Origin of the sequence: Glaesserella parasuis (genome assembly GCF_017352235.1) — a bacterium.
In the GTDB taxonomy this organism is placed as follows: domain Bacteria; phylum Pseudomonadota; class Gammaproteobacteria; order Enterobacterales; family Pasteurellaceae; genus Glaesserella; species Glaesserella parasuis.
The window spans coordinates 40898-55842 of record NZ_CP071487.1; the positions used below are offsets into that span (position 1 = coordinate 40898).

Genomic DNA, 14945 nt, shown 5'->3' on the forward strand with positions numbered 1-14945 from the left:
TTGTGATATGCAGACCCTTCCGATTTCATATTAAATTTCTTTCACATCTACCCAGCGTTTTTCTTCAGCGGATTTAGCGATGGCTTCGAGAACTCTGGATACTCTATATCCTTCTTCAAAATCTGGCCACATTCTGTCATCTGCGGCGATACCATTGACTAAATCACGGATTTCTACGCTTTTTTGATCATTAAAACCAATACCGTGTCCTGCACTTACGCAGAATGCGGCGTAGTCAGGATGTTCTGGTCCAACGAGAATAGTTTTAAATCCTTGACGAGATTTATCTTCATCATGTAAATAAAGTTTAAGTTCAGCCATTCTCTCTTGAGTGTAGGTCAATGTGCCTTTTGTTCCTGTTACCACGTAGGTCAAGCCCATTTTACGACCGCAAGCGATACGAGAGCTTTCAATCGTTCCCATCACACCATTGGCAAAACGCACCATAGCGGTTGCTTGGTCTTCATTTTCTACTTTCACTTTTTCTGAAAGGTTATTTGGATTTGGGCGTTCTGTGATAACGGTTTGCATATCGCCCACAACCGAGGTAATTTCTTCACCGACTAAATAATGAGCCATATTAACAATGTGAGCTGCGAGATCGCCTAACGTACCTAATCCTGCTTTACTTCGATAGCAGTGCCAGTCAATCGGTGTATTTGGGCTAGCAAGATAGTCTTCATTATGTGTGCCATAAAAATGAACGACATCACCAATTTCCCCGTTTTTGATAATTTCACGAGCAAGCTGTGAGGTTGGGTTCTTCATGTAGTTAAAACCAACTAGTGTTTTTACACCTGCTTTTTTAGCTGCTTCAACCATCTCTTTTGCATCTGCTGCAGTTAATGCGAGCGGTTTTTCTGAATAAACATGTTTACCGTTAGCAATGGCAGCTAAAGCAATTTCTTTATGTAAGAAATTTGGGGTACAAATATCTACAACATCAACATTCGGATCTGCAACCAGTTCTCTCCAATCTCCTGTTGCTCGAGCAAAGCCAAATTCTTTCGCTTTTTTCTCTGCAAGTTCTTGATTAATTTCGGCAAGATACTCAAGGTGTAGTTCACCTTTTAATGGGAATAGTGTTGGTGCTTGTGCATAAGCAATCGCGTGACAACGACCGATATAGCCCGTACCTACTAAACCAATTCTCACTTTTTTCATACAAAGCTCCTTAAGTTGTAAGCGGTATGATATACAGAAAATGTTGCAAACTTTTAGAGATATCTTGCCGCTTGTAATCTATATATTTATGCGACTATGCGGCTTTTCTGCGGCGTTTTAATGTATCGAGCAATACGGCAATCACGATAATTCCACCTTTCACAATTTGTTGCCAATAAGGGTCAACGCCTAACATATTTAATCCTTTATTGGTTGTGCCGATAATTAAAGCTCCGATAACACACATTGGAATGGTTCCAAAGCCACCGCTTAATGAAACACCACCAATAACTGCCGCAGCAATCGCATCAAGTTCCCACGCTAAGCCATAAGATGGATTACCTGCATAGGTACGAGCTGCAAGTAATGCACCAGCAAGACCAGATAAAGCCCCCGCAAAGGTATAAACAAGAATTAATGTTTTCGTTGTATTGATTCCACAGATTTTTGCTGCGTTGAGATTACCACCCACAGCATAAACGTGACGACCAAAGGTTGAGCGGCTTAGTAAAATATGTGAGCCAATAACAATGAGAATATAGAGAATAACTAATCCTGGTAAGCCTAGAATGTTTACATCGGCAATCCAAGTAAAGGCTTCAGATGAAGCATCGATAGGGCGTCCAGCAGAGTAAAGCTGTGCAGCACCACGGGCAATAATCATCATACCTAAGGTTGCAATGAAAGGCGGAATACTACCGAGAGCAGTTAATCCACCATTTATTGCACCTAAAAAAGCACCTAGAGCAAGAGACATTGCAAAGGCTAAAATGGCAGAACTAGCTAAATCTCCCCCTGTTACCATTGAGGCTGCAACTACGGAGGTTAGTGCGACAACAGATCCAGAGGATAAGTCGATCCCTGTGGTGATAATGGCAAACGTTACTCCAATAGCAATAATACCGAACATTGATACTTGCTCAATAATACTCCACACGGTACGGGCAGAGAAAAAGCCTTCGATAGAAACGGATAATAGGAGAAATTATAAACTCGCAAAATTTTCTGCATAACTTCACAAAACATTTTGCATAGCATAAAAATCATATTGCTATGCAAAATAAAGTGCAAATATCTTTATAACATTGCCTCCACCCCAGCCGTCCACACCTCCTCAGCCTAAATACACCGCACTCAGTTGTTTTTACGCAAACTAAACTTGCTATGCAGGGCTAACAGAGTAATCCTGTCGTCACTTAAGCAAAACAGGAGAGCCTAAAATGACAACCTTCAAAATGAGAACTGAGCAAGAAATGATGTTAGAGTTAGCCTTAGTTGCGGTAAGAGAAGAACAACGTTTTACCATTGACGGATCGCAATATACCTTACCAAATGGACGGGGACAAACCTTTGTGTATAACCTTGCATTCTTAGATATTCGTTTTATTGAAGATGGTCGCAAAGATAGCGTTGTACAATTTACCTCAACCCTTACCCTATCAGCACCGCCGTTTTATTGTTTATTATCTGAATTAGATTAAATTTAAACGCCCTTTAAACCAACTTTAAAGGGCGTTATTTTTAGAACTTATACACTAAATTATCTTCATACTTGCCGCTATCACTTATAGACGTATTCACCACAATCCGCTTTGCTCCATCGAACGCCTGCCAATTATCCACTTTATCTTCCTGCATATACTCAATAAACCGAATAAACTCAGATTTCGTTGAACTGAAGAAGATATAAGGCGGTTTAGTTAGATTGATGAGCCTTAGAAAGTCAATTAAATCAAAATAGGTTGCCTGTTTATAGCTTTCCTGCTTGGTGCAAAGATAGAGTGGATCAAGGATAAGCAATACCTTTTCCTTACCTGAGAAGCGTGGCACTAATTGATGAAACGACTCACAAACAATCTCCACGCCATCAAGATAGCCCTCCGCACTTGGATAATCGCTCTGACGTAAGCAATGCCAGAAGTCTTGAGTATATAACTCTTCAAGGTTCTTCACTTGCTGACCACTAAACAATAGCCAAGAACATAGAATATGTGGGTCTTTATATCCCTTAAACGCTTCAATAATCTCAATCAGTTGTAATTTTTTCGCTTTATCTAACCGCTTACCTTTGGGGCAATCAGCAAGGACAACGGCTAATTGTTGGCGTAATTGATTAATGTCGGGGATATGTTGTAAGCGTTCGGCATAGTGGTCAAAATCGTTGTAAATCACCCTTGCCTGTAGCTTGAGTTGTTTGGCAGTATGAGATAATAAACCGCTACCACCAAACACATCTACAATCGTCCAACCTTCGCCGTCTCCACTGATATTATCATTTAAAATTTGACTAAAATGCTTTAAGAACATTCTTTTTTGCCCGATAAAAGGCAATGGGGCTTGTTTAAACATAGCCCGCCCCTTTACACTCATTTTGCTCTTTTTCCATTATCGCAACATCTCCTTTTTATTTAAAATCACAGCCAACTGATTCGGACTAAATCGCCAGCCCTGTTCGCTGTTAAAAATTGCATTAAAACACCACTCTGAGCAAAAGAACCGTTCTCCACGTTGCTTAAATCCAAGCACTACACCCAATGCTCCCCAAAGGTCATACTTTTTACCTTTGGTTATTTCAAAGTAAAATCTAATTTGAGCCTCTGTCACATTTGGTAGCTCAACCAAATCCCACTTAGAGCGGTCAGATACGTTGATAGTTTTACAACGCACACCACCATCACGAGGGCTTGAGCTATAACACTCAAACCACTCTTCTTGGTGATAATGGTCGTAAATTCGACTTCTATGCATCGCAATTTCACAATGCGAGTATTGTCCTTTGGTTGCCTTTCTAATCAACCAATCTTCAAGCCGTTCACGCCAGTTTTTGGCATTGCCTTTATATAAAGCAAGGTAGATTTTATTCATTCGCAGCTCCTGCAAATTCCTCATAAGTCTGCGTCCACCCATCCGAATAATCATATTCAAGCGGATTTTCTACTTGTTCCACCATCGCCTTATGCTTCAAGGCATTAGCGTGATTGCCAGTCTTGGCTTCCATTAACACCTGCCAAATAACCAGTAGCTTCTCTTTGTTAATCATTGCCACCGAATTATCCGCAAAAGTCCACGGAATTTCTTGGTCGCCGAATAGGTCAAACGTCGCTTTGACTGACAAGATATTGCGTTCGGCGGTGGCATCGGTATCAATCCACTTGTCAATCGCTGGCACATAAACACCGCCGTTGATTTTCTTATCTCGCAGGGCGTTGATGGCGTCACGAATTTTCTGGCGTTGTTCTTCAATAGGTATCGGCGGTGGCTCACTTAAAATCGGATTCCCTTCATCATCGGCAATAATTAGCTTGCCTTGAGCTTGCCCTTCAAGTAACAAGCGGTAGGTTTCTGCCGAAATTTCACAAGCGCCCTCTGGTACAAAGCCGCCGTGGCTGTCGTCATAAAAGCCGTTTTTGTAATAAATTGTCATTATGTTCTCCTATTTCCAGCGACCGATTGCCATAATGTGAAATGTCATTTCTGAAATATAAACATTCCCATTACCATAAACAAATTGACATTGTGATTTGTTATTGTCCACACTTAAGCCAAGCATTCCATCATTAGCTTCCCCTATTGGACTACCTTGTCGTTTACTTTTATCATTCGTTGCAATCATTCCCTTTGCATCATCAAAATATGGATGAGAGAGTTGCGGTGTCACTGATACTACAGGTATCTCAATAAATGAGAGAGGGTAAACTAATGTAACAACATCAGAACCTTCATTTATATTTCTATTATATTCACGCCCTCCATTTCGATGTAAACACGTTTGAATCATCGTCCCATCAGGGTATTTACGAATTTCGAAGTTGCCAATTTTTTGATAGACAAAATCACTGAGATTGACCAGCTCAATGGTATTCCCCCAAGCATTAAGATTATTTGCAGTTTGGAAGCGTATTCTATCGCCCGAAATACCAATACGATTGCAAGCAAATACTCCTGAGTTATCTGGCCAGCCTTTGTTAATCATCATCCAGCCATCGCCCGCACCATTCAAGTGAGATTTTTTAGATAGCCCCACGAAAGCTCCAAGCGGTAACTGCGCAGGCGTAGCATCTTGGAAAGATATTTGCCCATTAGCAATAGAACGCAAATCAATCTGTCGAACGGGAAGCAAATTTCCTTCGTCAAACACGAGGTGATTGCCTCGATAGATAGATTTGTTCGATTCAACTCTATCGGACTTGAGGTGTATACCTGTGCTATACTGGTAGGATACCAGTGCAACATCGTTATCATTATTTCTGACTCGTCCAACAAACCAGTCATCAACGCCGTTGTTCTTTCCTTTGAGATACGAACTCGCGTGGTTAATATTCAATGGACCAGTCATTGTGTCCCCAGCTTTGGCAACATAGTTTTGACGGGCACTATTAAGCGCTTCTTCGGTTAAATCTTCGGGCGCTGGAGCCCAAGTCATAGCTCTATTGCCTTCGACAAGCATAGGATTTTGTAATTCTATAAGCCCTTCACCTGGATTAATGAATGAAATGTTTGTTATCGCACTGACGAAGGTAATCGATATTTTTTGCCATATGCCTGGAGTCAAATTTCTTGCATGAAAATTAACCCAGCTCTTCCCATTGTACAGATGGAGATAAAACGCAGTTCTTTCGGGTTTGACCTCAGCACTAAATGTATATTGCTTCTCAGGCAAATCAAAAGTTTGTCTCCAGCACCATTGGCTCGATGTATCTAAACTTTTTAAAACTGCGATTCCATTTCTAACATCCCTTCCACCAATTACATTCCAGTGGGTAGTGTTGTTTAATAGACGAGAATTTTTAATTAAATTCCGCCCCCCAATCTCAATCCTATCAATCTCATCTTTTAAGATTTTTCCCTGTGCTGCCGTCAACGCTTTTGTAGCATCATTGGTGGTTAAGTTATTGGCGAGTTGCACCAAGCCCTTTTTGGTTGGGCTGGCATTGAGACTTCCAATATAAAACTTAATAGCGTCTGCAACTTGATTACTTCTTCCTGCAATAGGTTGCATATTTGCCAAAAGTAATACGTTCTTAAATTCTTCAAAGTGATCTTGAATACGCTCTTGAACCTCATTTAGCCATTTAGCTGTTACAATAGTCCCCAATGTTCCTGTTGCAGGGTTACCATCAATAAATTTGCCTGTATTAGATTCAATATTTGGAAGCTTTGTTTTCATTTCTTAATACCTTTAAATGTATGCGAAATAGCAATAGGTGTGAGCAGGTTTTAAATCTGTAAAAAATTCTTCTAAAATTCGGTCGCCAAAATCCGTTAATCGTTCTCCTGCCACAGATTGCCCAGCCCGAAAACGAGTAATATTGTTATCGCCATTTGTTACTGTAACCCGCCACATATACCCCAAATGTTCTCTCGGGGAATTTTGAATCGGAATATCGCCTGCATCGGGTAAATCGTTTTGCAAATGAGAAAACTCTTTAATTTCAATGGTATAGCCAATAGACTTCGCTAACTGTATAAAATAAGGCATAGAAAGCCCCCCAACCGCATTTAATGTCAGAATGACTTTATTGACTCTACTCGAATACGATTTAGAAAGATCAGTACTTATCCCACAAACCCTTTCCCAATCTGCCAACATCTCACGAGATGTATCTGGGGTAACTGCATTGAGCATTCTTTCTGCACTTTGTTGTAACAGGTCAAAACATCGTCCATCAACCTCACATTGAGCAACAAACTGCTCACCATTAATATCATAGGAAACTGGAGGATAAAGCGTTTTTAGAACATTTGCGTGTAAGCTCATTGCATTAACTCCACTGTAACTCGCCCTAACCTAAACCATTCAACATTTGGCACAGTATTCGCTTGTAAATTAGAGCTTGGCGAAATAATTCGACGATCAACAACCCCAATCAAGTCACTCACAATCGCTTCACACTGCGATACAATCAAGCTATCTGCAGGGCTTAATTGATTAAAATAATTACCTAATGCGGACTCAATTTCTGCTTTAATGGTGACTAAATCCACACCACTCAATTTCACTTTGATATTAAAGTCCGTTCGTCTAGCTGTTGGTTTAATAACTTTTGACTCTCTAGCCGTAACAGGGCGAACTTCATCAATATAGGCTTGGGTACGAGCAACGGTTTCATCACTTGGCAAATCATTATTACTGATGATTGCAATATCAACGGTTCCTAATCCTCGTCGCAAAGGATAGACAAATGCAGCTTCAACCCCATCAACATTTAACGCCCATTCCTTATAGTCGTATTTATTCCCACCAGCAGGCGGTCGTCTGATGCGATTAAGCAAACGTTCTAACAGTGAGCTATCACTTTCTTCATCTGTACCACCCACAATTTCACGCAATATACAAGCGGTCTGTACCCCAACTGGTGCTGCCATAAAGTTCGCAGTAACAGGTTGAATGATATTTTGACCTGCCCCCGTCGAAAGTGCTTTGACTTTGACCATTACAGAGGATTGAGTAATCTGAGCAGGTTCAACCACCTCATAAAACCGCCCGTCCGAAGCCATTATCTGTTTACCAACCTCAATTACAGCTCCAGTATTACCAAAAACTTCAGCGCCAAATCCGCTGGCATAAGTTGCTTGTCGGCGATAAATACCACGCAAAGCAGCGTGTTTCTCTAAAAATTCTGTATCAGCAGTATCAGGAAAGAACTGCTTAATTACCCATTTTTGATGAGCATAAAGCCCCTCTGCGGTAGCTGCCAAACTACTTGCACGGGCATAGTTGTCAGAATCAACCGAAACATCAGCGTGTGGGTTAAGAGATACCACATCTCTTAAAATCGCTTGGCGGATTTCATCTAAAGTTGGTGTAATAAACATTTAAACCCCGTTTAAATTAGTTTTACGTTATGCTCAAACTTAAAAGTATCACCACGATTATCAATAACCTCAATTTCTAACAAAATTGAACCATCTCGTACTTGATGATGCGTTACCGTGATTGATTTTGCTCGCTTGTCGTCTAATAAGGGTTGTAATGCCTCTTCAGCGTACTGTTGAGCCAATAAACCAACACGACTTAAATCTTTCTCACGTTTAATAAGATGGAGCAGAGAGCCTACACGCCCATCTACCCACCACGAGCCTAAAGGAGTGGTTAATCTGATATACACCGCATTTTGTAGTGTATTTATGTTCTTACTTGTATAGTCCCGAGTAAGCGGGCTGATCTCTCTGTCCATATTGGCAGGATACAGAGAGCGAGAAGAGAAATGACGAGGAAGCACTTCCACACAAGCGGTCTGTTTTTTGTACATTTTTTGCAAAATAAGACCGCTTGTACGAATTACGCCACAGGTTGCCCTCTGCCGTCGTTTTGATGGGTGTGGGTTTTAAGGGAGGTATTACCCGCAGTTACATCGCCGTCAGTACTAAAACTACCGCCTGACTGTACAACATCACCGCTAAAACTTGCACCATCACCGCCCTGTACAGCCATACCACCATTGCCATTAATTTGTCCTTGAGCGGTAAAGACCTGATTTGTTTCTAATTTAGGTGTTTTAAAACTCGCCCCACTTGTTGCGTCCACCTCGTAGCTTTTACATTTAACCTTAAAAACATCACAATCCACTTCAATTAATCTGCCGTTTTTTAAAATAATCGTTGAGCCACTGGCATCATAAATTGCCGTTTCACCATTTTTTAAGCCTTTTACCCGAAAAGAGCCATTTTCAGTCGCAACAATAATGCCGTGTGTGGTTTTACCCCCAAGCGGAATAACAACCGCTTGAGTGCCTGCTGGTGGAACAGATGTCAATCCAAAATGTTGCATCAGCTCAACATCTTGCAATGTTTCATCTGCCAAGCCAGACACCTGTGAAAGTTGAATTTGCGGAGTACTTTTCACTAAATTTAACACCCCCCTAAAAGCAGAACGTACCGAATTTTGAGCATTGTTAATACGTTGCCTTGCCTGTTGTGCTAATTTTCTCATTTTTCTAACTCCCACGAGCCGACCAGCTCTTTTTCCGCTTTCCGTCCTTTCCCTTTTCTCCCCTTACGCTTACGAGCTTGTTCAGCTTTTGCCTTATAAGCATCAGGAGTCCAAATGCCATCTTGTTTAAATCGAAGCTCTGTCTGCGTGCCACCTGCCCTAGAAAGCATAAAACGCCGTCCCATTAAAAAGAAAATCGCATCTATCTCATACTCTTCACAAATAACGTGAACCCGTTGCCCAGCTTGCCATAACTGACCGCTTGCAGTTTTATGGTCGGGGACAGTTACAGTTAAATCAAAGGTTTCCAACTGCCAATCACTAATCTGTTTTTTAGCTTGTTTTTTAAGGGCTTCCAGATTTTCTACATCACTTAACACCACTGTTTTAGGTTTATAAATCTGCAACTCAGGATTTTTATAAACCCACTTAAAATCGTGTTTTGCACTATCGCTATCACGGCCGTGCTTCTGTCCTAAAAACGTCACTTCCGAATAGCTTTGCGACACATCAAAGGTCAAACTTGCCTCATTAAAATTATTGCGACTGCTATCATTGGCTCTAACATAGAGGGTTGCTACTGGTGGGGTAGAATAATCTGCACCACCTACAATTAACGTCCCATTAGACTCAAACCAACAATGCAACCCAGCAGAATTAGCACAACGCATAATTGCTTCCCACGCTGTTTCGCTAATATCAATATCAATTTTATCCAGAGTAGGATTATTTTCTGCTCGTAACCCAACCTGTTTAATCCCCAACGGCTCTACAATTTTCTTAATCGCATCAAATACTGTTAAGCCTTTCACATTCGTAATAGGAGCGGAGCAATCCAATAAAATTGAAGCCCGATCTCGCCCATTAATGGCATAATAACGCCCACTCTTACTGATCCGATGTTGCGTATTATCAACAATACCTGTTAAGACTGTCTCACCATTAATTTTGACTACGGCGGTTTTACCTGCAAAATTCGGCAATACCTGCATTTCACTGGATTTGCCTAAATCAAATGAAAAGCTATCCGCAGGAATTAAAAAATCACTATCAATATTGTAGCTTTTCCAATTTTTATGTTGCTTGCCATCTATCTCAACCACAACCTCATTTTCAATCATCGTCTTACTCCGAATAACAATTTAATAGGGTTCCTGCTTCGATCCAATTTGGCTGACGGATTTGCGGATTAAGCCGTAATAACTCACTACTACGACGATAATCCCGATAAAAATCGTGAGCAACCTGTTGTAAAGTCCCATTAAAAGCGACTTCTTTCACAATTAATGGCGGTTTCTGATTAATCGTCGTGACAGCTATCTGCATTAATTCACTCGCCATATTTCGTAAACCTTCTGCCAACACATAAGAAGCGGTATAAAGCCCATTATTAGGTTCAGCAGCGTTTTCTGCAGTCCGTTTAAGATGTTGTAATTCACGCACAAAATTAAGCGTCTTCAACATCAAAAGTCTTGTCTGTTGAGTGACATACTCAATTTCGGTTGGTGTTAAATTTTCGGCGTAGGTTTCAATAATATTAGCAGTCGTCTTAGCCAAAACGTTACAACTAATTAAATGCAATGCACAGTTTAGATTTTTCACATCATCTACCGATAAACGAGATTTTATCGCTGACCGACCATTTTTTTGCATTGCAAAAAACTGAGATGCAGAGGTAATTCGTTGATGTTGTCCTGTAACTAACAGACGCGGGATATTTAACACCTTATCAATATCACGCATTAGCTCATTAAATTCCGCTTTTACCCCTAGCGTAGTATTAAATTGATGTGTTTTCGATTGAGCTAAAATCACATCATAAAAAAGTTGCAATGCCTGCACCCCCTGCTTTTGAAAATCTGACTTACTAACCCCGACAGGTAAAGTATTTACATTTTGGTTTAATTCAAATAAGGCATTGAGTTGCTCAAAACAACCAAAAATCGCACTCCATTGCGACAATAATCGACTTTTAGCATTGTGGGCAAACGCTACAACCTCCATTCCTTTCACCCACCACGCCAACATATCGCCGATAAACTTATCTACAAGATTAAGATAACGATCTATCTTCGCCAATAAACTATGCTCAAATACAAAAATCGGTTTTAATGGAGTTGCTTCCCTAAACGTCAAATCTAACGCCACATAATTCACATTTTCGGCATCGTGACGTAAATTTGCTGATACCAAAATCATATTCGGGATCCGCCCACGAATAGGGTGAACCAACACATCTGCCCCACGTTGCTGAACCACATTAAGTAATTTTTTATAATCGGTGTAATAGCCCTCACCAAAACAGACCGCTTGCAACTTAATTGTTTGGGGATTAAGCCCCATATCTTCTAAATCTGCCCCATTCACAAAGGGATAAGCGTGTTCTGCAATGGCTTTGTCAAAAATTTCATCAACCGCAATAACATCAAATTGCACCCCTTTAAAACTTGCCTGTTGAACAGGCATTGTCCAACCACTCATCTACGCCACCCGTTTATTAAAATTAAATTGCTCATTAGACACATATTCAGCCAACACACGCCCATCGACTTCGAGGGTGATATTATTCGCCAAGGTATGCGACTGCGATGTAAGCCCAGCCTCAATTGCCATAGAAATAGACCGCCCAAAAGCCTGAAAGTCTGCTTGGTAATTTGATAAAGCCCCTGTAGTTGCTTCGACGCTTGGGCGAATTTCACCGTCAATGATAGCTTGATTGCGTTCCAAACGAGATTTCATCTCCGCTTCAGACAAAGTCCCTTGCCTTCCCCTTTCCTGAGCAATCTTGTTATCATTTAAACGCTCTGCAACCACATAAGCACCGTGATAATTATGCTGTGGCTTAACACCTCCCATTGCAGCATTCCCATAAGTAAATACTGACGGCTTACTACTATGTTGCGCTCTAAATTTTTTCTCTGCTTCCGCTCGCTTTTCTTTCTCGGCTTCTTGCCTTGCCATATAAGGCACATAACCTTCTGACGCAGCGTATAAGCCCAGTCCTACGCCAGTTAAAGAACCAAAACCTAACGCCCTTGTTGCCATTTTGCCTGCCGTTGTCGCTCCCGTTGTAACAGCCCCTGTAGTAGCTGTTGTAGCTACAGTTTTAGTCGATGTTTTAAAAATCTCCTTAGCCAAATTGCCAAATCCTTTCGGGTTGCCTTTTAACATATTTAATAAGCTAGATGCAGCTAACGCAGCACCAAAGACAAAAACCGCATCTTTTGCCCCCACTAAAAACTGAGTTAAATTAGGGTACTCATTCGCATATTTAGCCAGCTGTTCACTCAATGCTCCCAAAACATTATTTACCTGCTCAAAATTTTTCATTTCGGCAAATTCATTACTGTTTTTTAAGGCTTCCACCTTGTGAGCATTTGTATCTCTTACTACAGCGTGAGATTTTTCTATAGCATCTTGACTATTCTCAACTTCTGTATCGACCTTTTGACCTAGCTGAACATTATTCTTAATCCCAAGTAGTGCCATCAACGCCTGACGGTCTGAGATAATTTCACCAATGGCAGTCCCCTCGACAAGATCGGTTAATTCCTTAAATAATTTAGCTTGCTCTGCACCTTTAGCTGTTTTGAGTTTATTCTGCAACTCTTGATATTGCTTATCACCTCCCACAACATCGTCCATAATAGACATAAAGGCTTGTAGAGAGTCTTGCCCTTTGCCTTTGTAATGTTCCATTGATTTTGCAAAATTAATCCCTTTTTCCTTGCCTGTTTTTGGATCTTTATATTTCAAATTTTTAAAGCGATCATTGGTTTCCTTAGCGGTAATTTTGCCCAACAAATTGACTAAATTATTGCCAGCCTCATCACTAGAGCCTGCAGTCACTCGTGCTTGTTGGTTAGCAATCAGCAAACGCTTAAACCCCTCTAAACCATTTAAACCAGCCTGTTTACCTGCAGCCATTTGTTGTGGCAACCACGCAGCCATATCAGCAAGCTCGAATTGTCCTGCCTGCCCTGCTGCAACTGCCATATCTAAAACTTTGCCAATATCTTGCTCACCAATTCCCATTTGTTGCATAGATGAAATAGCAATCTTTGCAATATCGTCAGGCGTTGCTCCTGTTGCAACGGCGGCTTTTTGCAAAGTCGGTAATAAGTTCATTGCCGTATCTGCGGACATCGCCCCTGATGCCAACAATGTATCTAAGGAATTAAGAGCATCTTCTTTTGTTCCACCGCCTACGGTGACAGCTTTTTCTACCGCCCTAAATAGCTCTTCTTTTCCTGCAATTCTTCCTTGAACATCACGATCTGAATATGCTGTATTTGCTACCATTGCTAATCGTTTATCAAAATTCATTTGATTACGAGCAGGCTCTCGCATAACCATCGCCCCAGCTGCAACACCAGCCCCAACGCTCATCAAACCACGCCCAACATTTGCAGCCTTATCTCCAAAACTAGACTTACCAAGCTCCGCATTTAACTCTTTGATACGTTGTTTCGTTTGCTCAGAGGCACGACGTAACTCATTTTGAGAGGCCACGCCCGACCGCTTCAACTGCTCATAAGCTGCACGGGTTTGCCTAATTTCCTGCTGTATCGCATTTTCTGAACGAATACCTAACGTTTCTCTCGCTCTTGCAAGATCTGCAGCACTTTTTCTTGCTTCTCGGTAAGCCTGCTCAATACGTTTATTTGATGATTGCGTTGCCGTAGCGACTTTCTCTGTTGCATTCACTTGAGTCTGACTGCTACGAACCGCTGCTTGCTCTGCATCCTTAAAGGCTTTTTCTGCTTCTTTTCCGACCTTACTAATTACTTGGCTTGCATTATCTTTTGCACTTAGCTCAAGTTGCACTTTCATATCTTTAGCCATGGTAAACTCTTTTTAAATTGGATTTAAACCTATAAAAAAGGGGCTTTACGCCCCAATTTTTCCACGTCGAGTAAACACAAAACTTTCGTGTTTAACATTATTGCTAGGGCTATCTGTCGCTTGCTTAGGCTGTTTTATGCCTTCAAACTCCAAATAACTCTCAATCCAAGCCGACAACTCAATCAGCGACATTTGCCACACCTTATCAGCAGGAATTGCAAATTTCGCAAACAAAATCACCGCTTGGCGATATTGTTTAAAGGCTTCCGCTACGCCAAACCGTCCTGACGGTTGCTTAGGTTGTCTAGGCTCGCCCCATTTCCGATAGGCTTTTTTTTAAGCATCAATGTTGCCTCAAGCAGTTGCCAATAATCATCCGTAGCTAAATGCTCAAATAAAAATTGTGCATCAACGATTTCTGCAGGAATACCGTCAAAACTGACCTGCTGAGAAAGATAAGCCATATCCACTAAGATTGCCTCTTTATGGCTGGCATTTTCTTCGTCAATGCCCATTGCATCAATCATCTCAAGGGCAGTGCATTGCCCACCCATTGTAAGTAAACGCACATTTGCCTGTTTAAAAACCTTCCCTTGATACTCAAACCCTAAAAGCTCAACTTTCATTACTCAACAACCTCACGCAACGCACCTAGTTGAATATCAATTTGCGATTCATTGTCTACCGTATAGGAAGCACCCACTTCAATGGTAAAGCACCCCAAATAAGATGTCCGTTTTTCCGCATTATTTAACGGGTATTTGGTAAGTTTGGCATCTTTGATATTTTTCCAATCAATCACCGTACCATCTTTAGGTTCTACCGCAGTAATAGATAACGTGATCTCTTCAATACCTTGAGCATACCCCTTAGCTCGCCCAGCGCTATTCATTGTTTTAACGACCTTACGCCCTGTTTGAATTTTGACATCTAACTTCGTAATATCAATTTCAACCCCATCAACTTCAAGGACACAAGAACCTTCAAAGACTTCAGCCATAAT

At 41.1% G+C, this 14945-nt stretch carries 16 protein-coding genes and 1 pseudogene; 1 reads left to right on the top strand and 16 read right to left on the bottom strand.

What is annotated here, in order from left to right:
* Positions 1-30: 30 nt before the first annotated feature.
* Together J1G47_RS00175 and J1G47_RS00180 are read right to left on the bottom strand one after the other, a co-directional pair.
* The gene (locus J1G47_RS00175; protein ID WP_035492498.1) at positions 31-1164 is read right to left on the bottom strand and encodes a Gfo/Idh/MocA family protein; all 1134 of its coding nucleotides are present in this window, start codon (positions 1162-1164) and stop codon (positions 31-33) included.
* 94 nt (positions 1165-1258) lie between these two features.
* Positions 1259-2149 (bottom strand): annotated as a pseudogene (locus tag J1G47_RS00180) (ABC transporter permease); the annotation flags it as partial.
* Positions 2150-2384: 235 nt separating this feature from the next.
* Here J1G47_RS00180 and J1G47_RS00185 point away from each other — a divergent pair.
* Positions 2385-2645, top strand: coding sequence for a hypothetical protein (locus tag J1G47_RS00185; protein ID WP_075621066.1), 261 nt, complete (start codon positions 2385-2387; stop codon positions 2643-2645).
* 40 nt (positions 2646-2685) lie between these two features.
* Here J1G47_RS00185 and J1G47_RS00190 read toward each other — a convergent pair whose 3' ends face one another.
* The 14 genes from J1G47_RS00190 to J1G47_RS00255 form a co-directional block, all read right to left on the bottom strand.
* Positions 2686-3513, bottom strand: coding sequence for a hypothetical protein (locus tag J1G47_RS00190; protein WP_159179830.1), 828 nt, complete (start codon positions 3511-3513; stop codon positions 2686-2688).
* 36 nt (positions 3514-3549) lie between these two features.
* Positions 3550-4029 (bottom strand): enoyl-CoA hydratase, encoded by a 480-nt coding sequence (locus J1G47_RS00195; protein ID WP_075621077.1) that lies wholly within the window; start codon positions 4027-4029, stop codon positions 3550-3552.
* Positions 4022-4588 (bottom strand): DUF4376 domain-containing protein, encoded by a 567-nt coding sequence (locus J1G47_RS00200; RefSeq protein WP_159179831.1) that lies wholly within the window; start codon positions 4586-4588, stop codon positions 4022-4024. Before J1G47_RS00200 ends, J1G47_RS00195 begins: the two co-directional genes overlap by 8 nt.
* A gap of 9 nt (positions 4589-4597) precedes the next feature.
* Positions 4598-6331, bottom strand: a complete 1734-nt coding sequence (locus J1G47_RS00205) for a tail fiber protein (RefSeq protein ID WP_207326664.1) — start codon at positions 6329-6331, stop codon at positions 4598-4600.
* A gap of 12 nt (positions 6332-6343) precedes the next feature.
* Entirely contained in the window at positions 6344-6922 is a 579-nt protein-coding gene (locus J1G47_RS00210) for a YmfQ family protein (RefSeq protein WP_021115449.1), read from the bottom strand.
* Positions 6919-7980, bottom strand: coding sequence for a baseplate J/gp47 family protein (locus tag J1G47_RS00215; protein ID WP_071610854.1), 1062 nt, complete (start codon positions 7978-7980; stop codon positions 6919-6921). Before J1G47_RS00215 ends, J1G47_RS00210 begins: the two co-directional genes overlap by 4 nt.
* An 11-nt stretch (positions 7981-7991) precedes the next feature.
* Positions 7992-8342 (bottom strand): phage GP46 family protein, encoded by a 351-nt coding sequence (locus J1G47_RS00220; protein WP_021110304.1) that lies wholly within the window; start codon positions 8340-8342, stop codon positions 7992-7994.
* A 104-nt stretch (positions 8343-8446) separates the two neighbouring features.
* Positions 8447-9097 (bottom strand): phage baseplate assembly protein V, encoded by a 651-nt coding sequence (locus J1G47_RS00225; protein ID WP_207326665.1) that lies wholly within the window; start codon positions 9095-9097, stop codon positions 8447-8449.
* The gene (locus J1G47_RS00230) at positions 9094-10218 is read right to left on the bottom strand and encodes a phage baseplate assembly protein (protein ID WP_207326666.1); all 1125 of its coding nucleotides are present in this window, start codon (positions 10216-10218) and stop codon (positions 9094-9096) included. Before J1G47_RS00230 ends, J1G47_RS00225 begins: the two co-directional genes overlap by 4 nt.
* 4 nt (positions 10219-10222) lie before the next feature.
* The gene (locus J1G47_RS00235; RefSeq protein WP_207326667.1) at positions 10223-11578 is read right to left on the bottom strand and encodes a DNA circularization protein; all 1356 of its coding nucleotides are present in this window, start codon (positions 11576-11578) and stop codon (positions 10223-10225) included.
* Positions 11579-13942, bottom strand: a complete 2364-nt coding sequence (locus J1G47_RS00240; RefSeq protein ID WP_207326668.1) for a phage tail tape measure protein — start codon at positions 13940-13942, stop codon at positions 11579-11581.
* Between the two features lie 45 nt (positions 13943-13987).
* Positions 13988-14182: a hypothetical protein gene (locus tag J1G47_RS00245; RefSeq protein WP_020997281.1), complete on the bottom strand. Its 195-nt coding sequence runs from the start codon at positions 14180-14182 to the stop codon at positions 13988-13990.
* Between the two features lie 29 nt (positions 14183-14211).
* Complete coding sequence (locus tag J1G47_RS00250; RefSeq protein ID WP_005711904.1) at positions 14212-14568, bottom strand: hypothetical protein; 357 nt, start codon at positions 14566-14568, stop codon at positions 14212-14214.
* Entirely contained in the window at positions 14568-14942 is a 375-nt protein-coding gene (locus J1G47_RS00255) for a phage tail protein (RefSeq protein WP_005711906.1), read from the bottom strand. The genes J1G47_RS00250 and J1G47_RS00255 overlap by 1 nt, the downstream gene beginning before the upstream one ends.
* Positions 14943-14945: the final 3 nt, after the last annotated feature.